General features: G+C 56.4%; 21 protein-coding genes and 1 tRNA gene. 11 read left to right on the plus strand and 11 right to left on the minus strand.

Annotation, left to right across the window (positions count from 1 at the left end; all coding sequences use genetic code 11):
• Nucleotides 1–20 precede the first annotated feature (20 nt).
• From A4308_RS18950 to A4308_RS18960, 3 genes are all read left to right on the plus strand, one after another.
• Nucleotides 21–1,316: a serine hydrolase domain-containing protein gene (locus A4308_RS18950; RefSeq protein WP_045281550.1), complete on the plus strand. Its 1,296-nt coding sequence runs from the start codon at nt 21–23 to the stop codon at nt 1,314–1,316.
• Nucleotides 1,317–1,576: 260 nt separating this feature from the next.
• Nucleotides 1,577–2,890, plus strand: a complete 1,314-nt coding sequence (locus A4308_RS18955; protein ID WP_045281551.1) for an MFS transporter — start codon at nt 1,577–1,579, stop codon at nt 2,888–2,890.
• Nucleotides 2,887–3,675 (plus strand): substrate-binding domain-containing protein, encoded by a 789-nt coding sequence (locus A4308_RS18960; RefSeq protein WP_045281552.1) that lies wholly within the window; start codon nt 2,887–2,889, stop codon nt 3,673–3,675. Before A4308_RS18955 ends, A4308_RS18960 begins: the two co-directional genes overlap by 4 nt.
• Here the strand turns inward: A4308_RS18960 and A4308_RS18965 are convergent.
• From A4308_RS18965 to A4308_RS22115, 3 genes are all read right to left on the minus strand, one after another.
• On the minus strand, nt 3,650–4,549 hold the full coding sequence (locus tag A4308_RS18965) for a LysR family transcriptional regulator (protein ID WP_045281553.1): 900 nt from the start codon (nt 4,547–4,549) through the stop codon (nt 3,650–3,652). The two genes, A4308_RS18960 and A4308_RS18965, sit on opposite strands and share 26 nt — an antisense overlap.
• Nucleotides 4,550–4,643: 94 nt before the next feature.
• A complete protein-coding gene (locus A4308_RS18970) occupies nt 4,644–6,173 on the minus strand; it encodes a cryptochrome/photolyase family protein (protein WP_108444076.1) in 1,530 nt (509 codons plus the stop codon).
• On the minus strand, nt 6,170–6,316 hold the full coding sequence (locus A4308_RS22115; RefSeq protein ID WP_071890883.1) for a DUF2256 domain-containing protein: 147 nt from the start codon (nt 6,314–6,316) through the stop codon (nt 6,170–6,172). Before A4308_RS22115 ends, A4308_RS18970 begins: the two co-directional genes overlap by 4 nt.
• Nucleotides 6,317–6,532: 216 nt before the next feature.
• Between A4308_RS22115 and mtfA the strand changes: the two genes are divergently transcribed.
• Nucleotides 6,533–7,327 carry a DgsA anti-repressor MtfA gene (gene mtfA / locus A4308_RS18975; protein WP_014884426.1) on the plus strand — a complete coding sequence of 265 codons (795 nt, stop codon included), beginning with the start codon at nt 6,533–6,535 and terminating at the stop codon, nt 7,325–7,327.
• On the opposite strand, the gene A4308_RS18980 is transcribed toward mtfA, so the two are convergent.
• Nucleotides 7,324–8,535, minus strand: coding sequence for an MFS transporter (locus tag A4308_RS18980; protein WP_045281555.1), 1,212 nt, complete (start codon nt 8,533–8,535; stop codon nt 7,324–7,326). The two genes, mtfA and A4308_RS18980, sit on opposite strands and share 4 nt — an antisense overlap.
• A gap of 138 nt (nt 8,536–8,673) precedes the next feature.
• Here A4308_RS18980 and A4308_RS18985 point away from each other — a divergent pair, with 138 nt between their 5' ends.
• From A4308_RS18985 to A4308_RS19010, 6 genes are all read left to right on the plus strand, one after another.
• Complete coding sequence (locus A4308_RS18985) at nt 8,674–10,416, plus strand: IucA/IucC family protein (protein ID WP_045281556.1); 1,743 nt, start codon at nt 8,674–8,676, stop codon at nt 10,414–10,416.
• Entirely contained in the window at nt 10,416–11,363 is a 948-nt protein-coding gene (locus A4308_RS18990; protein ID WP_045281557.1) for a GNAT family N-acetyltransferase, read from the plus strand. Before A4308_RS18985 ends, A4308_RS18990 begins: the two co-directional genes overlap by 1 nt.
• A complete protein-coding gene (iucC, locus tag A4308_RS18995; RefSeq protein ID WP_045281558.1) occupies nt 11,360–13,102 on the plus strand; it encodes an IucA/IucC family protein in 1,743 nt (580 codons plus the stop codon). The genes A4308_RS18990 and iucC overlap by 4 nt, the downstream gene beginning before the upstream one ends.
• Nucleotides 13,099–14,424 carry a lysine N(6)-hydroxylase/L-ornithine N(5)-oxygenase family protein gene (locus tag A4308_RS19000; RefSeq protein ID WP_045281559.1) on the plus strand — a complete coding sequence of 442 codons (1,326 nt, stop codon included), beginning with the start codon at nt 13,099–13,101 and terminating at the stop codon, nt 14,422–14,424. The genes iucC and A4308_RS19000 overlap by 4 nt, the downstream gene beginning before the upstream one ends.
• Before the next feature lie 26 nt (nt 14,425–14,450).
• Nucleotides 14,451–16,640 carry a TonB-dependent siderophore receptor gene (locus A4308_RS19005; RefSeq protein ID WP_045281560.1) on the plus strand — a complete coding sequence of 730 codons (2,190 nt, stop codon included), beginning with the start codon at nt 14,451–14,453 and terminating at the stop codon, nt 16,638–16,640.
• Nucleotides 16,641–16,804: 164 nt separating this feature from the next.
• Nucleotides 16,805–16,880 (plus strand) — tRNA-Asn (locus A4308_RS19010).
• Nucleotides 16,881–16,923: 43 nt separating this feature from the next.
• Here the strand turns inward: A4308_RS19010 and A4308_RS19015 are convergent.
• The gene (locus tag A4308_RS19015; RefSeq protein ID WP_014884433.1) at nt 16,924–17,832 is read right to left on the minus strand and encodes a LysR substrate-binding domain-containing protein; all 909 of its coding nucleotides are present in this window, start codon (nt 17,830–17,832) and stop codon (nt 16,924–16,926) included.
• Nucleotides 17,833–18,002: 170 nt separating this feature from the next.
• Between A4308_RS19015 and A4308_RS19020 the strand changes: the two genes are divergently transcribed.
• Complete coding sequence (locus A4308_RS19020) at nt 18,003–18,611, plus strand: glutathione S-transferase family protein (RefSeq protein ID WP_014884434.1); 609 nt, start codon at nt 18,003–18,005, stop codon at nt 18,609–18,611.
• Between the two features lie 42 nt (nt 18,612–18,653).
• On the opposite strand, the gene A4308_RS19025 is transcribed toward A4308_RS19020, so the two are convergent.
• From A4308_RS19025 to A4308_RS19050, 6 genes are read right to left on the minus strand one after another with little or no spacing between them, the layout of a single operon-like run.
• Nucleotides 18,654–19,148: a flavin reductase family protein gene (locus tag A4308_RS19025; protein WP_063308750.1), complete on the minus strand. Its 495-nt coding sequence runs from the start codon at nt 19,146–19,148 to the stop codon at nt 18,654–18,656.
• 1 nt (nt 19,149) lies between these two features.
• The gene (locus tag A4308_RS19030) at nt 19,150–20,457 is read right to left on the minus strand and encodes an aminotransferase class III-fold pyridoxal phosphate-dependent enzyme (protein WP_045281561.1); all 1,308 of its coding nucleotides are present in this window, start codon (nt 20,455–20,457) and stop codon (nt 19,150–19,152) included.
• 42 nt (nt 20,458–20,499) lie between these two features.
• A complete protein-coding gene (locus A4308_RS19035) occupies nt 20,500–22,191 on the minus strand; it encodes an NAD(P)/FAD-dependent oxidoreductase (protein WP_049010285.1) in 1,692 nt (563 codons plus the stop codon).
• Between the two features lie 19 nt (nt 22,192–22,210).
• On the minus strand, nt 22,211–22,699 hold the full coding sequence (locus A4308_RS19040) for a hypothetical protein (RefSeq protein WP_127312423.1): 489 nt from the start codon (nt 22,697–22,699) through the stop codon (nt 22,211–22,213).
• Nucleotides 22,700–22,714: 15 nt separating this feature from the next.
• A complete protein-coding gene (locus A4308_RS19045; protein WP_023337501.1) occupies nt 22,715–23,833 on the minus strand; it encodes a beta-ketoacyl synthase N-terminal-like domain-containing protein in 1,119 nt (372 codons plus the stop codon).
• A gap of 56 nt (nt 23,834–23,889) precedes the next feature.
• Nucleotides 23,890–24,573 carry a hypothetical protein gene (locus A4308_RS19050; RefSeq protein WP_045281019.1) on the minus strand — a complete coding sequence of 228 codons (684 nt, stop codon included), beginning with the start codon at nt 24,571–24,573 and terminating at the stop codon, nt 23,890–23,892.
• Nucleotide 24,574: the final 1 nt, after the last annotated feature.

Here is a 24,574-nt window from a genome sequence, read left to right on the forward strand (position 1 = left end):
CTGAGCCATACGAGAAAAACATGAAAAACAAAACACACCGCACTCTGCTCGCGGCGCTGATTGTCAGCAGCCTTCTCTCTCCTGCCGCCATGGCTGCCTGCAACGGTACCGTTCTCGACACCTGTCCCGCCCCTTTTGATACAAAACTGCCGGACGCACATACGATGCTCACCTGGAGCCAGGCCGACCGCGTCGTGGGTTTCCGCAATGACTACCGCAACTATGCGGGCGACGTATTCCATCACGGCAACGCCTCGCCGTTGCTGGCCGCAGAAAAACCGCTGACCGATGCCCGCTATCAGGTGAATGGCAAGACCTACGATCTCCATGATTACCTGAAACGCCAGAACGTCAGCGGCATGCTGGTATTAAAAAACGGCCACGTTGCCTATAAGTATCTGGGTGAAGGAAATACCGACAGCACGCTCTGGACCTCACGCTCTGTCGGTAAATCGGTGGTCTCTGCGCTGGTTGGGGTAGCGATTAAAGAGGGAAAAATCCACTCCCTCGACGATCTTATTACCCAATATGAACCTGATTTGAAAGGCACCGCCTGGGACGGTGTGACGCTGAGACAGCTTATTACCCACACCTCCGGCGTGGCGTGGAATGAGGACTACACGAATCCGGGATCCGATTTCGCAAAGCTGACAGAGTGCGAAGCCAAACCGGGCACCTATGACTGCGTGCGGACATTAGTAAAAGGGTTACACCGCGCACACCCTGCGGGCGAAAACTGGTCCTATTCCTCGGGCGGCGCGTGGCTGCTGGGTGACGTGCTTGAACGCGCAACCGGCATGACGCTCGCGGCGTATCTGGAGAAACGCATCTGGCAACCCTACGGCATGGCCAGCGACGGCGTATGGCATGCCTACAGCAAAGGCCAGCATGATGTCGGCGCCCACGGCTTTAACGCCACGCTGGAAGACTGGGGCCGCTTCGGTCAGTTCATCCTTCATAACGGCACATTGCCCGGCGGGAAGCAGATCCTGCCCGAAGGCTGGGTAAAACAGTCCTCAGACTGGACGCAGGCAAAAGGTTCGGTGTCCGCCGCGCATCCGAACGGGTTGTATGGCTATCAGTGGTGGAACAACGAAGTGCCGGTTAATGCCACCCACGTCGCGCCAAAGGTCGACAATTCACTTAAAGGGTCGCTCTGGGCGCTGGGGATCTTTGGACAGATGATTATGGTGAATCAGAAAGAGAACCTGGTTATCGTCCAGTGGTCCACCTGGCCGCAGGCGGAACCGTCCTTCAGCGCTCAGCCGCTGGAAGCATCGTTAATGTTTAGCGCAATCGCGAACGCGCTGCGCTGATTTTTAGAGCCAGGCGCTGCCTGGCGTCTCCTCTGCGCGATGTCACAAAACAGCGATATCAGCAACTTAGCGAATTAGCGTGAATAAAAAATCACACGATTGTTAAGTTATTGTTAGGTATGTGAATCCTGGTCAACATCCTGTCATTGATGCACAACGCGCATCAGTTCATTCACTCTTTGCGCTTATTAATTTCCGTTTCCTGATCCAGTTTTCAAAAACAGACGAGCATAACGTCACGATAAAAACTGGAGATAATCATGGTTTCCTCAACCTCACCTGCAACGGTCCGTGCGAAAGCGGGCGCGATTTTTCGCGTCACCTCGGGCAACTTTCTCGAGCAATTCGACTTCTTTCTGTTCGGCTTTTATGCCACCTATATCGCCCACACCTTCTTCCCGGCAAGCAGTGAATTTGCCTCGCTGATGATGACCTTTGCCGTCTTTGGCGCGGGCTTTTTGATGCGTCCGATCGGCGCTATTGTGCTCGGCGCTTACATCGATAAAGTGGGTCGTCGTAAAGGGCTGATTGTCACCTTGTCGATCATGGCTGCCGGAACATTCCTGATTGTGCTTATTCCGTCGTATCAGAGCATTGGGCTGTGGGCACCGCTGCTGGTGCTGACGGGCCGTTTGCTGCAGGGCTTTTCCGCCGGTGCGGAGCTTGGCGGCGTCTCGGTCTATCTGGCAGAAATCGCCACGCCGGGCCGCAAAGGTTTTTACACCAGCTGGCAGTCCGGCAGCCAGCAGGTTGCCATTATGGTCGCCGCGGCGATGGGCTTTGCCCTGAATGCCCTGATGGAGGAGAGCGCCATTCGCGAGTGGGGCTGGCGCATCCCGTTTCTGTTTGGCTGTTTAATCGTGCCGTTCATCTTTTTCCTGCGTCGTAAGCTGGAGGAGACCGAAGCGTTCAACGCACGGCGCAATCATCTGGCGATGCGCCAGGTTTTCAAAACGCTGCTGACAAACTGGCAGGTTGTGGTCGCAGGTATGCTGATGGTGGCGATGACCACTACCGCGTTCTACCTGATCACCGTTTACGCGCCAACCTTCGGCAAAAAAGTGCTGATGCTGAGCGCGTCGGACAGCCTGCTTGTCACGCTGCTGGTGGCCGTCTCTAACTTCATCTGGCTGCCGATAGGTGGAGCCCTCTCGGACCGCTTCGGGCGTAAACCGGTGCTGGTTGTCATGACGCTGCTGGCGCTCGCCACCAGCTACCCGGCACTGACGATGCTGGCGGCGGCCCCCAGCTTCTCCATGATGCTGAGCGTCCTGCTGTGGCTCTCTTTCCTCTACGGCCTGTATAACGGCGCGATGATCCCGGCGCTGACGGAAATCATGCCTGCTGAAGTCCGCGTGGCGGGGTTCTCGCTGGCTTATAGCCTGGCTACCGCCGTCTTTGGCGGTTTCACCCCGGTGATGTCCACCGCGCTGATTGAATACACGGGTGACAAAGCCTCACCGGGATACTGGATGAGCTTTGCGGCGGTCTGCGCGTTGCTCGCAACGCTCTACCTCTACCGTCACCGCGCGGCATCACTGCAAAACACCGTTAAGTCACAGGGGGCCGCATGAAACGTACGTCTCGCTCTACCGCCATCGCGCTAACGGCGATGTTCCTGAGCGTCAATGCCTGCGCAGAGGACGTGAAGGTCATGATTTCGGGCGGATTCAAGGCCGCCCTGGAAAAGCTGGCCCCGGAGTATGAACGCCGGACCGGGGATAACATTGTGATCATCCCCGGTCCCTCAATGGGCACTACGCCGCAGGCAATCCCAAACCGGCTCGCGCGCGGAGAGAAAGCCGACGTGGTGATTATGGTGGGCAATGCACTGGCGAAGCTTGAACAGGCCCGTCTGACCCGGCCGGGTACGCGGACTGAACTCGCGGACTCTCCCATCGGCATGGTCGTGAAAAAAGGTGCGGATATCCCTGATATCAGCAGCGAGAAGACGCTGCGTAATACCCTGCTGCAGGCTCGCTCCATCGCCTACTCAGACAGCGCCAGCGGCAGGTATGTCAGCGAAGAATTGTTTAAAAAGCTGGGGATTGAAAAGGAGGTGACGAGCAAAGCGACAAAAGTCGAGCGCATTCCGGTCGCATCAGAAGTGGCGAAAGGAAAATACGCCGTCGGGTTCCAGCAGGTCAGCGAGCTGCTGCCGATTCAGGGCGTCACCTTTATCGGTAAAATCCCGGATAATTTGCAATACATCACGCGCTTCGCTGGCGCGGTCACCCGTGACGCGGAACATCCCGCGGAGGGAAAAGCGCTGCTGAACTATCTCGCCTCACCGCCCTCAAGGGAAGTCATCCGCGAGACGGGGATGATCCCCGTTACGTCCGGCGATACTGCTCGGTGATCTGTTTTTCAAGCTCAGCCGCAATATAGGACTGGATGCGCCCCCGGCGTCGGATAAGCCCCACGGTACGCTTCACCTCAGGCGCCACCAGCGGCAAAGGGGTCAGCAGCGTGTGCTCTGACGTCGGCATCGACATGGCGGGAACGGCAGCAACGCCGATCCCCGCCTCTACCATACCGAGCATCGTGGTGACATGACGCGTTTCGCAGACGCTGGGACGCTCGGGAATGATATCCCCCAGCAGGCGATCGAGCAGGTTGCGATTGCCGGACGTTTTATCGAGAGAGATGTAATCCTGCTGAAAAAATGCCTGCCACGTCAGCTGGCTCTTCTGCGCCAGCGGGTGATCCTTTCTGCATGCTGCAACATACACATCCTCCACCAGCGGGAAGAATTCGATTTCAGACGACAAGTTTCCTGCGAAGCAAATACCAAAATCCGCCTGGCTTCGGGCCACGGCGTCCATCACGTTGCCCGCGCTGCTGTCGATGAGCTTAATGCGAACGCGCGGATAGCGAGACTGAAAGCGACGGATCACATCGGGCATAAAGTAACAGGCTGCGGAAGGTACCGTGGCCACCGTGATCAGCCCCGTCCGCTCTTCGCTGGCTTTATCGACATCAGCCAGCATTGACTCTACGTTATCGAGCAGCTGCGCGGAGCGTTCCGCAAAGTTTTGCCCGTATAACGTCAGCGAGACGCGGCGGGTGGTTCGGTCAAAGAGTCGGTTCCCCAGCGCGGCTTCCAGCTTTTCAATCCTGCGGCTCAGCGCTGACTGGGACAGGCAGATAGATTCAGCGGCGACACGGAAGTTACCGTATTCCACTAACGCTCTGAAGGCATAGAGATCGTTGAGGTCAAAATTCACGGGCATAGTATCTGGCGGTCCTGTCAGGGAATACGTTACAAAGTCCAAAATAATAACGGCTTATTAACCTGCCGCAACCGGCGCGGTGTCGGAATGCCGTTCAAAGGTCGTTGAGATTGAGACGAATGTGTCCGGCGCGCTCAGCAATAGCGTGCCGTTCCTCTTCCGTCATATCCGCGAGTTGTTTAAAGACAATGCCCAGCCGGGGATTGTGACCGAGACGTGCCTGGTTACGCTCAAAGAAATCCCAGTAAAGCGCATTGAAGGGACACGCCAGCTCGCCGGTGCGTTGATTGTGTTGATACCGACATCCCTGACAGTAGTTACTCATCTTATGGATGTAAGACGCGCTTGAAACATAAGGCTTACTGGCCAGTAAACCGCCATCGCCAAACTGGCTCATGCCGAGAGTATTGGGCAATTCTACCCACTCAAACGCATCAATATAAACGCCCAGATACCATTCATGTACCGCCTGCGGCGAGAGACCGCCGAGCAGGCTAAAATTCCCGATAATCATCAGGCGCTGGATATGGTGGGCGTAAGCCTCAGTGAGCGACTGTCCAATGGCGTGCGCCAGGCAGCGCATTTGCGTCTTGCCCGTCCAGAACCACTCCGGCAGCGGGGTGTGCTGCTCTAACGCATTCATCTCCCGATAACCCGGCATTTGCGACCAGTAGATCCCGCGCACATACTCCCGCCAGCCAAGAATTTGCCGGATGAACCCTTCGACAGCAGGCAACGGCGCATCACCCGAGCGCCATGCCTGCTCGGCGGCGGCAACCACTTCCCGGGGATTGAGCATTTTAGTGTTCAGCGCAAATGAAATTAAAGAGTGGAAAAGAAAAGGTTCTTCCGTGTGCATTGCATCCTGCCAGTTACCAAACTGGGGCAGGACGTGCGAAATAAACGCATCCAGCCGGGCTTTAGCTTCAGCGCGGTCGACTGGCCAGCGAAAAGTGTTGGCCCGCGGTTCGCCAAAGGTGCGTACGCCGCAGCGTTGGATCTCTTCCCATAATGCTGAGCGATCGTGGCAGATGCGAGAGTCATCCGGAGCAGGCGGTTCACCGGACCAGCGCTTGCGGTTTTCAGCATCGAAATTCCATTTCCCCCCTTCTGGCTCGCCTTCCGGAGTCAACAGCACGCCATGCTGACGACGCATTTCCCGGTAAAAATATTCCATTCGCCAGCTTTTACGCGATGCAAAGAACGCGCTCACCTGCTCCCGGGAGGTGAAAAAATGCTCGCTGCTGACGCAGGTCGTTTCGACGGTCGCCGTTTTCGCCCACGCCTGCAACTGCGCATCAAGGCGCCATTCATCGGGCTCCTGCCACATCACCCTGCCAGCATGGTAATGTGCGATAAGCGCGTTGAGATTATCTTCCAGCGCGCCGCGATTTGAACCCTCAGAGAGCCGGACATACCTTACCCGATGCCCCTTCTCTTTTAACTCAGCGGCAAACGCGCGCATGGCTGCGAAGATAGCGATGATTTTCTGAGCATGATGAAGGACATACGCGGTTTCTGCCCGCAGTTCCAGCATCACGTAAATGACATTCGCGCTGCAGGTATCAAACCAGCTGTGATGTGGATTGAGCTGATCGCCCAGAATCAGGCGTAGTTCGGTCAACGGTGGCTCCTGCGACAGCGCTCAGAACAGAATTTGACCTCATCCCAGCATTTCGCCCACTTCTTGCGCCACGTCATGGGCCGCTGGCAGTGCAAACACGCTCGACTGGGCAGGTTCTGCTTGTTACCTTTGAAATCACTCATCTTTTCAATACCGGACTGATTTATTCACTCGGGCTGCGGATAAAGGCTACGACAGACATCACAAAATGAAGGTGATGCCTGCAAAGCGCTACCTACTGCTCTGTACGAAATGATAGTTTATTCAGGCTGGAAGTGTAGAAATAAGCCATTTTCTGGCATCTTAACTGAACCTGACTTTCCCATTTTTGTTCAAGTGACGAGTTTGCGAGCAAAGCGATGATTAAGTGGCCCTGGAAAACGAATGAGGCTGGCCGGGATATGGCGCTGCCGTGGGATGACGCGCTGGCGATCCCTGTTCTGGCGAATCTCCAGCCGGACGAACAGTCAAAACTGGTTCAGCTGGCGGATCGTTTTTTGCAGCAAAAACGCCTGGTTCCTCTGCAGGGCTTCGAGCTGGATCCCCTGAAAAACGCGCGTATCGCCCTGCTTTTCTGCCTGCCGGTGCTTGAACTGGGTATCGAGTGGCTGGACGGCTTCCACGAAGTGCTGATCTACCCGGCGCCCTTCATCGTCGACGATGAGTGGGAGGATGACATCGGCCTGGTACACAACCAGCGGGTGGTACAGTCCGGACAAAGCTGGCAGCAAGGGCCGATTATCCTGAACTGGCTCGACATTCAGGACTCGTTCGACGCGTCAGGCTTTAATCTGATTATTCATGAAGTCGCGCATAAGCTGGATACCCGCAACGGCGACCGCGCCAGCGGCGTTCCGCTGATCCCGCTGCGTGAAGTCGCAGGATGGGAGCACGATCTGCATGCGGCGATGGATAACATCCAGGACGAGATCGATCTCGTGGGCGAAAGTGCCGCCAGCATTGATGCCTACGCGGCGACCGATCCCGCAGAGTGCTTCGCGGTGCTTTCAGAGTACTTCTTCAGCGCCCCCGAACTCTTCGCCCCGCGTTTCCCGGCGCTATGGCAGCGTTTTACCCAGTTTTATCAGCAGGATCCGCTTAAGCGTCTGCGTCAAAATGAGGCGGTCGGCCCTTCCCCTCACCAGGTACATTAATTTTTTTCGACAGGGGTGCGCCCGGTTAACCGTACCCCGATGCTCAGTACGAGAAACAGCACCGCCATTCCCCCTGCCGCCATCGTTAAATACTGCTCACCGAAAAAGCGCGTGACGACGGGCACCAGCAGCGCGCTGATGCCGTAGCCTAACGTATGGCTGGTGGCGATCGCGCCCGCGCCTTTCCCCGTGGTCAGCCGATCGTTCAACAGTAGCTGATAGCCCGGTGTAGCCATCGCCGCGCCGAGCGAGGTGACAGCAATTCCCACGTAGAACAGCGCCAGCCCGGCAATACACATCAACCCAAGTCCTGCCACCATCAATACCGCCGCCATACAGAGCAACGTCAGCGGGCTGAAGTGCTGCGGGCGAACAATCAAAAATTGCGCCGCGAGCGTGGCCAGCGCGGCCAGGCTCAGCAGGAGCGCAACATGGTGGCTGATCTCACGGGCGTTGCCCTCCAGCAAGGGGCTGAGATGCGGCGTGAGGCCAAGCTGCATCAGGCTCACCAGCGCCGCCAGCAGCATCGCCAGCAGCAGGAACGGCAGCATAGAGACCTGCAGACGGGTCGCCTGATGCGCCACCGGCGGCAGCGGAGGGTCGGCCACTTCTCGCAGCACCAGCAGCAGAGCGATAAACGGCGCAATCGCCATGAGCCAGAGCGGTGCCACCGGGTTAATGCTGAGCATCATTGCTGCCAGCGGTGGTCCAAGCAGACGGCCGCAGCTCAGGCCGGAGCTGATGGTGGCCAGCGCCGCCATGCGTTTGTCCAGCCCCGCACGCTGAATAGCCCAGGTCTGGGCGGCAGGCACCATCCCCGACACGGTTAAACCGTAGAGCAGGCGCGAAAAGATCAACCCCGCCAGCCCCCAGGTGCTCTGGAGCAACCCGGCCGCCATTGCCCAGACCACCACGGCCATCACGGCGAAGCTGGCAAGATAGCCGCTGAGCGAGGCCACCATCACGACCTTACAGCCGCGTCGCTCGCTCTGACGCCCCCACCAGGGCGATGCCGGTAAAAAAAGCATGGAGCCGAACATTAACAGCCCGGCCCAGACCGAGAGCGACAGCCCGGTCAGGTTCACCAGCTGCGGGAGCATGACCAGTAAACCGTTCTGCCCGATGCCCAATAAACCTGCACAGAGTGCCAGCGGCCAGTTGGCTTTAGAGGTGACGTTTTCAGTCAGCGTTTCTGAATTAGCGCGCATGAGAATGTGAACATAGTGTCAATAAATGTGTGGAAATTATGAAGTTTATGAAAACAAATATTGCAAAAATGGTTGCGAGTGTAAATAGAATGAATATCATAACGAGAATTATTATCAATCATGGAATGAGGTACATCTATGCGTACTCTGCCCCGCTCCGCCGGTACAGACGTTGCGGCCCAGTGTTTTTTAAACGCCCTGCTGCGCGAAACGACGGACTGGCGCTATCTCCCCGCAGCCGCTGCGGATGAGCTGGCGCATATTCATATCCCGCTTTCTCCCGCTCAGGCCCTGCGGGTTCCGGTACGCTATTTCTCCCCCACCCAGCACCATCAGTACTGTTTCCCGGCAACGCTTATCCAGAGCGATAGCGACTGCGGTGACGCCGTCACATATACCCAACTTGTTGATTTACTTCTTGAAAAACCATCAGTAAAAGGCGTTCTTGATGCCGATACGCTGGCGCGTTTTAAGCAACGCGTGCTGGAAAGTCATGCGCATACCTGGCAGGCGATCGACCTGCGCCACAGCTGGTCCACGCTGCGTGATAAACCGCTGACGTTTGCTGAAGCGGAACAGGCGCTGCTGGTCGGCCACGCATTTCACCCGGCACCGAAGTCGCACGAGCCATTCAACGAAACCGAAGCGCGACGCTATCTGCCTGATTTTGCCTCCCGTTTCCCGCTGCGCTGGTTTGCCGTTGAGAGCACGCGCATTGCCGGTGACAGCCTGAACGTCTCCCTGCGCGAACGTCTGCTGCGCTTCGCCGCCCAGAGCGCGCCTGAGCTGCTCGGCCACTTCACCGACACGCGCTGGCTGTTGCCTATGCACCCATGGCAGGCAGAGCATCTGCTGGGTCAGGCCTGGTGCCAGCGTCTGGTGGAAAACGGTTCATTGCAGGATCTGGGCGAAGCGGGCGCACAGTGGCTGCCCACCAGCTCGTCCCGCTCGCTGTACAGCGATACCAACAGCGACATGATTAAATTCTCCCTCAGCGTGCGCCTGACCAATTCCGTGCGCACGCTGTCGGTGAAAGAAGTTAAGCGCGGGATGCGCCTGGCGCGCCTGGCGAAAACGGAACGCTGGCAAACGCTTCAGGCACGCTACCCGACGATGCGCGTGATGCAGGAAGACGGCTGGGCGGGGTTGCGTGACGAAAACGGCGTGGTGCAGGAAGAGAGCCTGATGGCCCTGCGCGTCAATCTGCTGTTTGACACGCCGGACACGCAGACCAACGTGCTGGTCAGCCTGACCCAGGCCGCCCCGGATGGCGGTGACAGCCTGCTGGCTGCGGCAGTGCGTCGTCTGAGTCAGCGTCTGGATTTACCCCTCGCTCAGGCCGCACGCTGCTGGCTGGACGCCTATTGCGACCGCGTGTTACTTCCCCTGTTCAGCGCCGAGGCGGACTACGGCCTGGTGCTGCTCGCCCACCAGCAAAATATCCTCGTTGAGATGCAGCAGGATTTCCCCGTCGGGCTTATCTACCGTGACTGCCAGGGCAGCGCCTGGACCGAAGGAGCCGACGGGTGGCTGAAAGAGGAGGGTGAAACTGACGTGGAAAACCGCTTCGGTGAGAGCCAGCTGCTGCGCTACTTCCCTTACTACCTGCTGCTGAACTCCACCCTTGCGGTGACTGCCGCCCTTGCCGCCGCCGGTTTCGACAGTGAAGAGCGCCTGATGGCGCGCGTGCGTGACGCGCTGGTCGCGCTGCGCCGTACGGCGAAGCAGACCCGCTGCCTTGACTACGTGCTGGACAGTCCGACCTGGAACTGCAAAGGCAACTTCTTCTGTTATCTGCACGATCGCAACGAAAACACCATCGCCGATCCGGCGGTGATCTATTTCGACTTTAGCAACCCGTTCTACAAGGAGAAGGCGTAATGGCCATCGCGAATATCGTCCATTCTGGCTTCGGCTTTCGCTGCACCGCAACGGATACCGCGCTGCCGCTGACGTTAGGTCTCGACGGCAGCGCGGTGCTGGAGCGTCTCGGGGCTATCCCGGCGGGCTGGCTGGTGGAAGCGCTGGATCAGCTGTTTGTCGCCGCCCCCACGCTGACCGGCATTACGCTGCCGTGGGCAACCTGGCAGGATGAACCTCAGGCAAAGGCGCTGTTTAGCCTGGCCCACGGGGATTACCTGGCGCGTGAAACCTTCTGGCAATTGCCGCTCTGGCTGAAAGGTGAACGACCGCAGGCGAGCAACGGTATGCAGTTTGATGAGAGCCGTCAGCTGTACTTCCCGCAGCGCCCTCGCCGCCCGCAGGGTGAGGTGTATCGCCGTTACGATCCGCAAATTAAACGCACGCTGAGCTTCCGCGTGGCCGACGTGGCGCTGGATGGCGAACGATTCACGCAATGGATGAACAACCCGCGCGTGAACGCCTTCTGGGAGATGGCCGGCCCGCAGGCCGAACAGGAAAACTACCTGCGCCGTCAGCTTGACTCGACCTACTGCTACCCGGTTATCGGCTGCTTCGACGACCAGCCGTTCGGCTACTTTGAACTCTACTGGGCACCTGAAGACCGCATTGGCCGCCACTACCGCTGGCAGCCGTTCGACCGCGGGCTGCATATGCTGGTGGGCGAAGAGCGCTGGCGCGGCGCGCAGTACATCCGCAGCTGGCTGCGCGGTCTGAGCCACTACCTGTATCTGGATGAACCGCGCACGACGCGCATTGTGGCCGAGCCGCGCTTCGACAACCAACGCCTGTTCCGCCACCTGGCGTCCGCCGGTTTCGACACCGCAAAAGAGTTCGACTTCCCGCACAAGCGCTCGCGCCTGATCGTGAGCGAGCGTCACCGCTTCTTCCATGAGGTGGAACTGTGAACGCGCTCTGGCAGAAAGTAAACCGCGAGATGGTGGCGAAGATCCTCGCCGAGCTGGAATACGAACGTACCCTGCGCGCTGAGCCGGTTTCATCGGACGGCTGGCGCATCACCATGGGCACGGAGTCCTGGCAGTTTCGCGCCACGCGCGGGATCTGGGGCTGGCTGCATATCGATCCTGATACCCTGACCACCGCCAGCGGCGCCGCCGTGGAAGCGGAAAGCGCGCTGCTGCAGCTGGCGACCGTGCTGGAGATGAGCGACGCGCAAACGGCGGAGCATATGGAAGATCTTTACGCCACGCTGCGCGGTGATATTCAGCTGCTCCAGGCGCGTGAAGCGCTGGATGCCGACGCGCTGATCCACCTCGACCCGGATGAATTACAGTGTCTGATGAGCGGTCATCCTAAGTTTATTTTCAACAAAGGCCGCCGCGGATGGGGGCTGGATGCCCTGCATCAGTACGCACCTGAGTATCGCGGACGTTTTCGTCTGCACTGGGTTGCCGTTCAGCGTGAACACCTGGTCTGGAGCAGCGACGCCGATTGCGACATTCAGAATCTGCTTGCCAGTACCATGGACAACGCCGAGCGCGTCCGGTTTGAGCATCGCTGGCAGGCGCTGGGGCTCGACGAAAGCTGGCTGCCCGTGCCGCTACACCCGTGGCAGTGGCAACAGAAAATTGCCATTCACTTCCTGGCGCAGCTGGCGCGCGGTGAGATGGTGGAGCTGGGCGAATTTGGCGATGAGTATCTGGCGCAGCAGTCTCTGCGCACGCTCACCAACGCCAGCCGTCGCGCGCCGTTTGACATCAAGCTGCCGCTGACCATCTATAACACCTCCTGCTATCGCGGCATTCCGGGCAAATACATTGCCGCCGGGCCGCTGGCCTCACGCTGGCTGCAGCAGCAGTTCGCCTCTGACGCCACGCTGATTCGCTGCGGCGCGCAGGTACTGGGTGAACCCGCCGCCGGATATCTGTCGCATCCGGGCTATGCCGCATTACCGAAAGCGCCCTACCGCTATCAGGAGATGCTGGGGGTGATCTGGCGCGAGAATCCGTCCTGTTATTTAGAGGACGGTGAACAGGCGGTGCTGATGGCGGCGCTGATGGAAACCGATAACGCCGGGCGTCCGCTGATCGACGCGTGGATTAAACGCTCGGGGCTAAGCGCCGACGCGTGGCTGGAAAAGCTGTTTGAGGCAACGGTGATCCCGTTCTATCACCTGCTCTGCCGCTATGGCGTGGCGCTGATCGCCCACGGCCAGAACGTGACGCTGGTGATGAAAAACTACGTGCCGCAGCGCATCCTGCTGAAGGATTTCCAGGGTGATATGCGTCTGGTGGACGAAGATTTCCCGCAGGCGCAGAGCCTGCCGGCGCAGGTGAAGGACGTTACGGCACGTCTGAGCGCGGATTACATCATCCACGACCTGCAAACCGGCAACTTTGTAACGGTGCTGCGCTTTATCTCGCGTCTCACCCTGCAATGCGGCGTGAGCGAAATCCGTTTCTATCAAGTCCTGGCGGGGGTATTGCGCCGGTATATGGCTGCGCACCCCGAGCTTGCGGAACGTTTCGCGATGTTCGACCTGTTTAAGCCGCAAATTATTCGCGTGATCCTCAACCCGGTCAAACTGACCTTCTCCGAGCATGACGGCGGCAGCCGCATGCTGCCGAACTACGTTACCGACCTTGATAACCCTCTTTTTCTGGCCTCCCGGGAGTCAGCGCAATGAAAACCTATGATTTCATCGGCATTGGTATTGGCCCGTTTAACCTCAGCATCGCCGCCCTGGCAGAAGGGCTGGACGGTTTTAGCTCGCTGTTCCTTGAGCGCAAGCCGCACTTCTCATGGCACCCGGGGATGATGGTGCCGGACTGCCACATGCAGACCAGCTTCCTGAAGGATCTGGTCAGCGCCGTAGAGCCCACCAACCGCCACAGCTTTCTGAACTACCTGGTGCAGCGTAAAAAGTTCTACCGCTTCCTGACCACCGAACAGCGCACGGTGTCTCGCGAAGAGTTTGCCGATTACCTGTGCTGGGCGGCAGAAAACCTCACCAACCTCACCTTCAGCCAGCAGGTGCAGCAGGTGAGCTTTGATGAGACACGCGGTCTGTTTGAGGTGATGACCCAGCGGGATCGGTTCCTTGCCCGCCACGTCTGCGTGGGGATTGGCAAACAGATTAACCTCCCGGATTGCGTGACGGTGCAGGACGACACATGTTTCCACGCCAGCGAGATGATGCTGCGCACGCCAAATTTAGCGGGCAAGCGCGTGACCGTCGTCGGTGGCGGCCAGAGCGGTGCCGACCTGTTCTTAAATATCTTCCGCGGGGAATGGGGCCAGCCGCTAAGCCTGAACTGGGTGTCGCGCCGTAACAATTATAACGCGCTGGATGAAGCCGCCTTCGCCAACGAGTACTTCACGCCGGAGTATGTGGACAGCTTCTCCACGCTCGGCGAAGAGGCCCGTCGTCAGATGCTGCACGAGCAGAAGATGACCTCTGACGGCATTACCACCGAGTCCCTGCTGGCAATTTACCGCGCCATGTATCATCGCTTTGAGGTGCTGCGTGAAAAACCGTGGGCGCACCTTCTGCCGTCCCGCTCGGTGACGTCACTGGCGCGTCAGGAAAACGGTCAGCGTCTGAGCATACAGCATCATCTCGACGGCGGTCGCGAACAGCTGGATACCGACGTGGTGATCTTTGCCACCGGTTACCGCGCCGTGCAGCCTGCGTTCCTTGCCCCGCTGTCTCACCGCCTGCATCTGGATGCGGATGAAGCCTTCTGCATCAACAACGATTTTACCCTCGAATGGGACGGCCCGCAGAGCAACCGCCTGTTTGCCGTCAATGCCGGGATGCACCGTCTCGGCATTGCTGAACCCCAGCTCAGCCTGATGGCCTGGCGTGCCGCACGCATTCTGAACCGCGCGCATCCTGACGAGCCATTTGAGCTGGCTACCACACCCGGCGTTATCCACTGGCGCACCACCGCCAGCCAGGACAGCAGCCCGGTTTTTAACGCGTTAGAGAAAACGACCGAGTACTGACACACACAATCAGGATCAACATAACAATGAAACGTTCTCATCTTTGGGTTTTAAATCCTTGCTTGCTTGCAATGCTTTCTACCTCTGCGTGGGCGGAAGAACAAAAGGAAGAAAATATCGTGGTCTCCGCCAGCCGTGCACACCGCAGCGTGGCCGAGATGGCGCAGACCACGTGGGTTATTGAACGGTCTGAAATTGAGCAGCAGGTTCAGGGCGGAAAGGAGATTAAAGAAGTCCTGGCGCAGCTGATCCCGGGCATGGACGTCAGCAGCCAGGGGCGTACCAACTACGGTATGAACCTGCGCGGCCGCTCGATGATGGTGATGGTGGACGGCGTGCGCCTGAACTCCTCCCGCAGCGACAGCCGCCAGCTCGACTCCATCGATCCGTTCAACATTGACCGTATCGAAGTGATCTCCGGCGCCACGTCCCTCTACGGCGGCGGCAGCACCGGCGGCCTGGTGAACATCGTCACCAAAAAAGGCCAGCCTGAGACCGAAGTTGAGTTCCAGACCGGAGCAAAAAGCGGCTTTAACAGCCACAACGACCACGATGAGAACGTGTCGGCGGCGGTCAGCGGCGGCAACGACAACGCCTCGGGTCGTCTGTCGGTGTCGTATCAGCGTTACGGCGGCTGGTATGACGGCAACGGCGACGAGGTGATCATTGATAACACCCAGACCGGCTTACAGTATTCCGACCGTATTGATGTGATGGGGACCGGCACCCTCAACATTGATGAACACCAGCAGCTTCAGCTCACGACGCAGTACTATAAGAGCGAGTCCGACGGCAAGCATGGCCTGTACCTCGGGAAAAACTTCTCGGCGGTCACGGGCGATGCGACTGCCTATAACAAAGGTAATCTCGATTCTGACCGTATACCGGGTACCGAGCGTCATCTGATTAACCTGCAATACTCCAATACCGACTTCTGGGGCCAGGATCTGGTTGCGCAGATTTACTATCGTGACGAAAGCCTGACCTACTACCCCTTCCCGACCCTGACCAAAGGCGTCGTGAGCAGCATCGGTGCGTCGCAGCAGAAAACCGATTTTTACGGCGGCAAGCTGACGCTGAACAGCAAACCGGTGGATGATTTAACCCTGACCTGGGGTGTGGATGCCGACCATGAAACCTTCGATGCCAATCAGCAGTTCTTTGATCTGAGCAAAGCAGCGGCGAGCGGCGGCATGGAGCTTGATAATGCCTATAACGTGGGCCGCTACCCGGGTTACAGCATTACCAACCTCGCCCCGTTCCTGCAGGCCAGCTACGACATTGACGCCATCACCCTGAGCGGCGGCGTGCGCTACCAGTACACCGAAAACAAGGTGGACGATTTTGTGGGTTACGCCCAGCAGCAGGCCATTGCAACCGGGAAAGCCACCTCCGCAGACGCGGTGCCGGGCGGGAAAACCGATTACAACAACTTCCTGTTTAACGCCGGGATCCTCGGTCGTCTGACCGAACAGCAGCAGCTGTGGTTTAACTTCTCCCAGGGCTTTGAAATCCCGGATCTGGCGAAGTACTACGGTTCCGGGACTTATCAGCTCAGCAACGGTCACTATCGCCTGCTGAACAGCGTGAACGTGAACGACTCGACGCTCGATGGCATCAAGGTCAACGCATACGAGCTGGGCTGGCGCTACACCGGCGATAACCTGCGTACCCAGGTCGCGGCGTACTACTCGCTCTCGGACAAAACGATCACCATCAACAAGACGGACATGACCATCAACCTCGAAGACGACAAGCGTCGTATCTACGGGATTGAAGGCCAGGTGGACTATTTCTTCACCGACAGCGACTGGAGCACGGGCGCGAACTTTAACGCCATTAAGTCTGAAACCCGCGAAAACGGTAAATGGGAGAAGCTGACGGTAGACAGCGCCAGCCCGTCAAAAGCCAGCGCATGGGTCAACTGGGCGCCGGGCGACTGGACCCTGCGCGTGCAGAGCACGCAGACCTTTGACGTGTCAGATGCGGACGGCAAGAAGATCGATGGCTATAACACGGTCGACTTCCTGGGCAGCTACGCCCTGCCGGTGGGTAAAGTGAGCTTCAGCGTGGAAAACGTGCTGGACAAAGACTACACCACCGCCTGGGGTCAGCGCGCGCCGGGGCTGTATAGCCCAACCTACGGTGCACCAGGTCTGTATACCTATAAAGGCCGTGGCCGTACGTTTGGTCTGAACTACTCCGTACTGTTCTAATCCTGCGCGCCGCCTGCGGGCGGCGCAATTTGCTGCGTAATTTCAGCGCGAATTTGCTATAAAATCAGCGATTTGCTGAAATTGTCGGCAAACGAACGAAAAGTACGTTTTCCCCCTTTGACAAGACGAACTGAGGTCGCTACTATTCGCCTCGTTCACACGATTCCTCTGTAGTTCAGTCGGTAGAACGGCGGACTGTTAATCCGTATGTCACTGGTTCGAGTCCAGTCAGAGGAGCCAAATTTGAAAAGCCTGCTTTTAGAGCAGGCTTTTTGCTTTTCTGTTAGCCGTTACTTTCCACCGCCCCTGTCAACTGACGCCAGGCCGCCACTTCCTCATCCAGCCACTCACTAAAGAGAGCCACCTCCGGTTTCGCTTCCGTTAACTGCGATGTCACCAGCCAGTAAGGCCAGGGATAAGGTGCAGTGAAAGGGGTAAGCTGGACCAGTTCGCCCCGGGTGATGGCATCCTGTACCAGAGAGCGACGTTCCAGCGCGATACCTTTACCGAGTCTGACAGCCTCAAGGACTAAATTTGAGTCGTTAATGCATAACCCGCCGGGCACAATATCTTTTTCCAGTCCCGCATTGAAACACCAGGTTTTCCACGACTCCATGGAGAATATGATTTTACTCTTTGCCACCTCTGCTGGCGTTGCCGGGAGGATGCCGCCGTTATAACCGGGTGCTGCAACCACAATCAGTTCATCTGAAAACAGATAATGGCAGTCGCTTCCTTCCCAGTTACCTTTCCCCATGCGTATCGCCACATCTATCCCTTCCTGCTGCATGCTGGTGATCGTCAGACTGGCCTGGATCCGCAGCGTGATGTGTGGATATTTTTCCCGAAACCGCTCCAGACGCGGCAACAACCAGTGACAACCAAAAGACGGCACCATCGCCAGCGTCAGTTCCAGTATTCTCGGTTTCACCTGCACTAATCGGGTAGCATCTGCGATATGATTCAGCGCTTCGCGCACCTGTAACGCGTAGAGACGCCCCTCTTCGTTGATCTGCACCCCTCGCCCATGACGGATAAACAGCTTCACCCCCACCATTTCCTCCAGCACTTTAATCTGCTGGCTGATGGCGGAATGGGTAACGTGAAGCTCTTTCGCCGCAAGCGTTACGCTGCCAAGGCGAGCCACAGCTTCAAAACTACGCAAACTTGCGATAGGTGGAAAATCCGACATGAAACCACTCCCTCATAGACTGAATCTGATAAACGCTAACCGGCCAATCTGTCAGTAATACTAACTCAGGCCGTAAGATACTGATGATATTCGCCATAACGAATTTATTGTAATGTCTGTTTATCATCTTCAATGAAGCGTTTTTTCACACAGACAGGAAAACTGGAATCATGATAAAGCTGATTGGCATGATGGATTCTCCTTATGTACGCCGCGTGGCGGTCTCCCTGGAACTTTATGGCGTTGCGTTTGAAAGCCAGCCGTTGTCCGTATTCAGCACATTTGAGGAATTTTCCCGGATTAACCCTGCGGTAAAAGCGCCAACGCTGGTTCTGGAGAATGGAACACGTCTGATGGACTCGTCTCTCATACTGAATTATTTTGAGGCTCAGGCCGCGCCTGAACGGAGACTCCTGCCCGTGACGCCGGATGCACTGGCGAACGATCTCCAGACGCTGGGCTTTATCCTCGCCGCCGCGGAGAAAGCTGTGCAAAATGTGTACGAACACAACCTGCGCCCGGCGGAGAAACAACATAATCCGTGGATAGAACGTATTACCGTCCAGCTGCTGGCTGCCTGTCGGGAATGGAACGCGCTGCTGGAAGCCCGTCCGGAAAATGCAGTGGCCGATCAGGTTGCTGTCACCAGTACGGTTATCTGGACATTTATTCAGTCAATGATCCCTCACGTCGTTAACGCCGGGGATTTTAAAAAGATTCAGGCGGTTGCCGACGTTTTCGAAAACCAGGCGGCATTTAAAAAATACCCTTTTAGTTAACGCTTCGCTCGGCGTGTTATGGGGCTTTTCAGCCCCTTTTTTTTAGGCAGGAATCGACAGACTCGCGGTGGTGGCATAGCGACCGTTGAAAAAGATGAGCGGTTCACCTTCAGTATGTAACGAATCCACCACCTCACCGATGAATATCCAGTGATCGCCACCGTCTACCTGACGCCACATTTTACATTCAAGATGCGCGAGTGCCCCGTCAATCAAAGGCAGTTTAAAGCCGCTGACCCGGTGGTCTACGCGATGAAATTTGTCGCTCCCCGCGCTGGCAAAAATATCGCTAACCTGATGCTGATGGCCCGACAGGACATTTATCGCAAAGGCGTCCGCCTCCAGAAAATGCTGAGCGTACCAGGATTGCTTGCGCAGGCTCCAGAGCACCAGCGGGGGTTCCAGGGAGACGGTGTTAAAGCTGCTGATGGTTAGCCCATGGAAATTGTTATCTTTATCCATCATGGTCACGACACACACGCCAGTTGCGAATTGACCAAATACGTTCCGTAATGTTCGGCTATCAAACTGCGCCATATTATTTCACCTCTGCTAAGCCTGAAGACGCGACCTGCTGCAGCGCGCCGGCAAAAATTGTCAGCCCTTCATCCAGAACGCTGTCTTCAATCGTTAGCGGCATTAAAAAGCGGATAGCATTTGCCTGTTTGCCGCATTTAAGAAGAATAAGCCCCTCACGGGCACAGCTTTTGACTAACCGATCGATAAGCCCGGTCGCCGGGGTTCGCTCTCCATGCTCCAGAGAAAAAAGCTCCAGCGCAATCATGGCGCCAGTCCCGCGTATCTCATAGCCAATCGACAGAGGGCTGACAATGGACACTAAAGCGGAGCGCAGACGTTGACCCAGACGCCGGGCTGCGCCCAGCAGGTCCGTCTCTTCAAAGAGCTTAAGTACCGCCAGCGCCGCCGCGCAGGAAAGCGGGTTGCCTGCCCAGGTTCCACCAAGACCGCCCGGTGCCACCTGGTTGATAAGCGACTCACGGCCCACCACGCCAGACAGCGGAAGCCCGCCGGCAACGGATTTACCGAACACAATTAAATCGGCGTCAACACCGGTTTGTTCCATAGCAAAGAACGTCCCCGTGCGCCCCGCGCCAGACTGAACTTCATCCGCGATTAACACGATGCCTTCCCGGTCACAGAGTTCACGCAGAGCACGCATAAACGCAGGCGGCACGACGTAAAACCCGCCCTCTCCCTGAACGGGCTCAATGACGATGGCGGCCACATCCTGGGGGGCAATGTCGCTCGTTAATATCATCTTGAGGCCCGCCAGCGCCTGAGCAATATCACGCTCCGTCTCTCCCTGCGGGAAGGGTGCCCGGAAGACCGGGCCGGGCATGATCCCCATCCCCTGGCTGTAGGGCGCAATTTTACCGTTCATCGCGAGGGTCATAAACGTACGCCCGTGATAGGCACCGCTGAAAACAATCACACCGCTTCGCCGCGTGGCCGCGCGGGCAACCTTAAGCGCGCTTTCCACCGCTTCGGACCCCGTCGTCAGGAGAAAACTCCGTCGGTCAAAATCTCCAGGCATTAAGGCGTTAATACGTTCACACACCGCGATATACGATTCATAAGGGGTGGCGGCAAAACAGCTGTGGGTAAACTGGTGCAGCTGGCGCTCAACGGCCGCGATGACGTTGGGATGAAGATGGCCGGTATTGAGCGCGGCAATGCCGCCGGAAAAATCAATGTAGCGACGGTTGTTGACGTCATACATCACCGCATTTTCCGCTCGTTGAATATAAACCGGATGCATCTGGTTAATACCACGGGCGACGGCACCCTCCCGTCGCTGCAAAAGCTGCTCGACTACAGTATCCATAACGCTCTCCTCAGGGGGCGGTCGGAACAACCGCCCGTCAGGTTATTGATGACGCGCCTGTTGCAACATGGCATCTGCATGCTGGTTTAACTGCTGACGATCGCCATAGCGGTAAGGATCGAGGAAATCGAAACGGACCGGTTTATCTCCGCGGTCGAACAAGTGCCCGATTCCGCCAGGCGCGTTATGAGCCCAGTAGAACAGAGAATCGGCAAATTCCTCCGTTGCCCGGGACAGGTAACGATTGGTGAAATCAGAGAAATCGATGGGGAAATGCTCGCGGTTGTCAGCAAAAAGCGAATGAAGCGTAGCGATTACCTCTTTTTCTGGAAGGTTACCGGCGCGATAGGCTTCCATTGTTTCGCAGGCCTTATCGAAAATAGCCTCATAGTAAGGGCTCTCAATGGAAAGATGTCCCGGATAGGTTGCGCTTTCAAATTCCTTCTCAAGCCGCTCGTCATCACCGTGCTGCTGATAGTCGCTGAGGATTTTACGCAGACGCAACACGCCGATGTAACTGCCGCTAATCCAGATACGGAACCACGCATTCCACAGTGGGAAGCTATCAAATGCGGTGAATGAATTTGCCACCAGCCTGTCGTTTACCTTCACCACTTCCAGGCTGTAATCCTGATAGCTGGCGAAATTCGCTGCTGACCAGTCATCCTGTCTGACGGCACGAACAATTTTAGGCGCGACGCGCAGAATCGATTCGAACGTATTCACCAACCCGCGCGAGAACAGCGGATCGACAAAGCCCACTGCATGGCCTAAAAGGCAATAACGCTCCCCTACGCTTTCGCGGCTGGTGTAATTCAGACGAGGTGCAACGGTCCATTCGCGTACCCGTGCCGCGCTCTCAAAGTGACGGGCAACGGAGGGGTGCTCATCGAGAAAACGGGTAAACTCTTCTTCCGGATCGCCTGCGGGACCATGTTTATCAATATCGAACTGCAGGCCGACGCTGCATAAGGTATTGGTCGAATAGGGGTGGTTGTTGAACGGAATAATCCACAGCCATCCGCCTTCAAACATGTGGTGCAGCGTGCTCTGTGAGAGCGGGGTCGGCGAACCGGTCACGTCCGTTGAGGCGATGACATCTTCATACAGTTTGACCCCTGTCATATGGGTGAACAACGAACGCGTACGGCTCTGCATCTCACGTGCACCTTCGCGCAGGCCAAACTTATCGGCAACCGGTGAACGATAGCCTGCTGCATCCACGACGTACCTGGCTTTTATCTGCTCTTTTCCCAGCTCCAGCAGCATCCCGTCGCCGGTTTCTTCAATCGACTGGATGCGGGTTTGCTGGCGAATATCGGCCCCCAGACGTGCGGCCAGCGCCAGATAATAGGCATCAATATCCTGACGGAACAGATGCGCTTCCGGCGACAATACCGGTGTCGACACAACGTCCTGGGGATTATGCGCTTTATTCTTACCGTTCCATGCAAAGCTGAACGCCAGTTTAATACCGGCGCTCGACGTACCAATATTTTCCATCAGCGCGTGAATTTCCCCCGGCCACGCCAGCTCAGGAATATTGTACTGACGCGCCAGAATTTTCAACAGTACAGCACTTTCCGGCACCATCGATTCTCCGACGGCAAAGCGAGGATGGGTACCGGCATCAATAATTACCACGTTTAATTTCTGTTTTGCCAGAATAGCGCCGAGCATGGTTCCTGCAATACCGCTCCCGATGATGGCCACATCATAATGACTTTGTTTCATTGCTTTACCCTTAATAATATTACTGAGTGACTAACTGAGTTGTTATTTCGATTTCATGTTCACGCGTGTGATCTGCCTGAATCAGAAAAAGATATATTGCCTGTTGTGTTAACCATTCTCGCGCCAGAGACAGGGCAATTTCTTTGCCAGTGCGCTGCGGCATTGTCAGCACCATGGTGGGTCCCTGAAAGCGATAGCGCGTACAGCAAATGGAAATAGGTGCCCCAACATTGGCATTAATAAAATCGACCGGAGAGACGCGCGATTTTATTGCCATGTCATGAATAATTTTCTCGCTGGTATTCACCGGGAATGCCGTGCCAAACTGAATAACCCCGACGCTTTCAAGATGATTATCCAGCAATGCCTGGTGCTGTTGATAAAGTTCATCGACAGTAAACAGCACATTTAAAGACAATGGGTCGGCTGTTTTTAGCCCCCGGCGCAAGGTCTCATCTAAATCTGACCAGATTAATGAGCGTGCGGTACTCGTAGAAACGATCTTCATTAGCTGCCCCACCTTTTACATTACGGTAAATATCAGGCAGGTGTTAAAACCACCAAACCCAATCGTCATGCTTAACCCGGTCTTTCCCGTTAAGGGCTGAGGCTGCGCGGCAGGTAAATTAAAACGCAGGCCATCAATCGGCTTTTTCAGTTCATACACCGGGGGGATCGTGCCCGCATTGAGGCTATGAATGAGCGCGATGGCTTCCAGCGCCCCTGTCGCCCCCAGCGTATGGCCAAAATTGCCCTTCGTCGCGAAGACCCAGGGACGATGTGTGAAAAACTGGTTATAGGCATTGCTTTCAACCCGATCGTTGGTCAGGGTGCCCGAACCGTGCGCATTAATAAGCGCAATATCGCCAGGTTCAAGTCCCGCCTGCGTCAGGGCACGCTGCAATGCCAGGCGGATGCCATTGCCTTGCTCATCCGGCGCGGTCAAGCCTGCCGCATCGTTAGACGCCCCGGCACCGACAAGCCTTGCCAGCACGCGTGGTGCAGAGCCGCCTTCTCGTTGCAGCACCAGAAAACCGGCCCCTTCTCCGAGAATGGTTCCTTCGTGTGTAGCATCGAACGATTTCAGGGTAGAAAGTGAGAGCGTGCCTAATGCGCTATGGGCCAGACGTTTTGAATCAGTAAGAATATCGGCGCCGCCGCACACGCACAGATCGGCTTGCCCCGTTGCAATTAAATGCGCCCCCAGAAGAAGAGCATCCGAGCCCGAGGAGCAGGCGGTAGAAAGGGCTATCCCTTCCATTCCCAGCGACTCCGCCACCTCGTTGACCCAGCCGTCGAGCGGCTCCCGGCAAAACGCCTCGCTGTCGAGGCGGAATCCCAGACTGGTTCCGACAATCAAAAAGCGTCGCTCCTCCGGCACAGGTTCTGCTGCACCCGAATCCTCTAGCGCCTGGCGGGCCGTGCGTTTCGTCAGAGCGATCAATTTTTCGCGCATTTCGGCAGGCCATTCACCCGGCAGCATGGCGGCCAGATCGGTACGCAAGCTTCGATCCGATGGCGCAGGCGCAATACCGGTTTGTTTTTCCAGTAAAGTCTGGAAAACATCCTCGATACGATCGCCAGACGCAGTTGTCCATCCCATGCCGACAACATTGGCGACATACGTTGTAGTAGTCATCATTTTTTCCTTTACCGCAAAATAGTACGGTAAGCTGGTTAAAGTGAATTAACGATATATCAGTGGAACGCGCGCAAAAATTCGTTTGAAGGTTTATCTTCAAGCGGAGAAGGAGAAAAATTATCTTTAATCTCGCCTGCCGTTAATTCTATCTTTCGTTGATAAGGTTCTTTTTGTAGCCAGCGTGGACTTTCAATAAAATCAAATGCGATGTCTGTCGCATCAAATCCTTCGAGCTCGGCAGGCTTAACCACTTTCCTTCTTTTACGGTCCAGAACCTGTGCATAAGCAGAAATATCAAAATATCGAATGCGATCATCTTCCACCACTGCATTAATACAATGCCAGGGGCGGGGCAAATAAAGATAATTCACAAAAACATTCCGAAGAGAATACACTGGCTTGTTAATTATCTGGCTATACAGTATTGCCGAGACATCGGCCATTTCCGAACAGAAGCAGGGCAAGCGCTGTGTTTGACCCAGCATTTCACGAAGATAATCCTGAGGTGTCAGGTTACGTATGACCTCGTCGCGAAAATGCTCGTAACGTGAAATATAATAATCCCAATGCTCCTCAGGAAATTTGAGGCGAACGATGTCTGCCGGCCATGTTTCAAACACATCTGATTCCTGAAGGACATGGCACATTGTTTTTGGAACTTCACGTAGAATATCATCAAGGCTCGCCAGGTGATATTTTTCAATGACTGCCCGTGCCAGTTCCCGAAGTTCATCATTCATA

Source organism: Enterobacter sp. ODB01, from assembly GCF_001623605.1.
Classification (GTDB): Bacteria; Pseudomonadota; Gammaproteobacteria; order Enterobacterales; family Enterobacteriaceae; genus Enterobacter; species Enterobacter kobei.

What these genes read in the sequence shown, in the direction of transcription:
- A4308_RS18950 (WP_045281550.1), top strand. Translation starts at nt 21, where the DNA reads ATGAAAAACAAAACACACCGCACTCTGCTCGCGGCGCTGATTGTCAGC.
- A4308_RS18955 (WP_045281551.1), top strand. Translation starts at nt 1,577, where the DNA reads ATGGTTTCCTCAACCTCACCTGCAACGGTCCGTGCGAAAGCGGGCGCG.
- A4308_RS18960 (WP_045281552.1), top strand. Translation starts at nt 2,887, where the DNA reads ATGAAACGTACGTCTCGCTCTACCGCCATCGCGCTAACGGCGATGTTC.
- A4308_RS18965 (WP_045281553.1), bottom strand. Translation starts at nt 4,549, where the DNA reads ATGCCCGTGAATTTTGACCTCAACGATCTCTATGCCTTCAGAGCGTTA.
- A4308_RS22115 (WP_071890883.1), bottom strand. Translation starts at nt 6,316, where the DNA reads ATGAGTGATTTCAAAGGTAACAAGCAGAACCTGCCCAGTCGAGCGTGT.
- mtfA (WP_014884426.1), top strand. Translation starts at nt 6,533, where the DNA reads ATGATTAAGTGGCCCTGGAAAACGAATGAGGCTGGCCGGGATATGGCG.
- A4308_RS18980 (WP_045281555.1), bottom strand. Translation starts at nt 8,535, where the DNA reads ATGCGCGCTAATTCAGAAACGCTGACTGAAAACGTCACCTCTAAAGCC.
- A4308_RS18985 (WP_045281556.1), top strand. Translation starts at nt 8,674, where the DNA reads ATGCGTACTCTGCCCCGCTCCGCCGGTACAGACGTTGCGGCCCAGTGT.
- A4308_RS18990 (WP_045281557.1), top strand. Translation starts at nt 10,416, where the DNA reads ATGGCCATCGCGAATATCGTCCATTCTGGCTTCGGCTTTCGCTGCACC.
- A4308_RS19000 (WP_045281559.1), top strand. Translation starts at nt 13,099, where the DNA reads ATGAAAACCTATGATTTCATCGGCATTGGTATTGGCCCGTTTAACCTC.
- A4308_RS19005 (WP_045281560.1), top strand. Translation starts at nt 14,451, where the DNA reads ATGAAACGTTCTCATCTTTGGGTTTTAAATCCTTGCTTGCTTGCAATG.
- A4308_RS19015 (WP_014884433.1), bottom strand. Translation starts at nt 17,832, where the DNA reads ATGTCGGATTTTCCACCTATCGCAAGTTTGCGTAGTTTTGAAGCTGTG.
- A4308_RS19020 (WP_014884434.1), top strand. Translation starts at nt 18,003, where the DNA reads ATGATAAAGCTGATTGGCATGATGGATTCTCCTTATGTACGCCGCGTG.
- A4308_RS19025 (WP_063308750.1), bottom strand. Translation starts at nt 19,148, where the DNA reads ATGGCGCAGTTTGATAGCCGAACATTACGGAACGTATTTGGTCAATTC.
- A4308_RS19030 (WP_045281561.1), bottom strand. Translation starts at nt 20,457, where the DNA reads ATGGATACTGTAGTCGAGCAGCTTTTGCAGCGACGGGAGGGTGCCGTC.
- A4308_RS19035 (WP_049010285.1), bottom strand. Translation starts at nt 22,191, where the DNA reads ATGAAACAAAGTCATTATGATGTGGCCATCATCGGGAGCGGTATTGCA.
- A4308_RS19040 (WP_127312423.1), bottom strand. Translation starts at nt 22,699, where the DNA reads ATGAAGATCGTTTCTACGAGTACCGCACGCTCATTAATCTGGTCAGAT.
- A4308_RS19045 (WP_023337501.1), bottom strand. Translation starts at nt 23,833, where the DNA reads ATGATGACTACTACAACGTATGTCGCCAATGTTGTCGGCATGGGATGG.
- A4308_RS19050 (WP_045281019.1), bottom strand. Translation starts at nt 24,573, where the DNA reads ATGAATGATGAACTTCGGGAACTGGCACGGGCAGTCATTGAAAAATAT.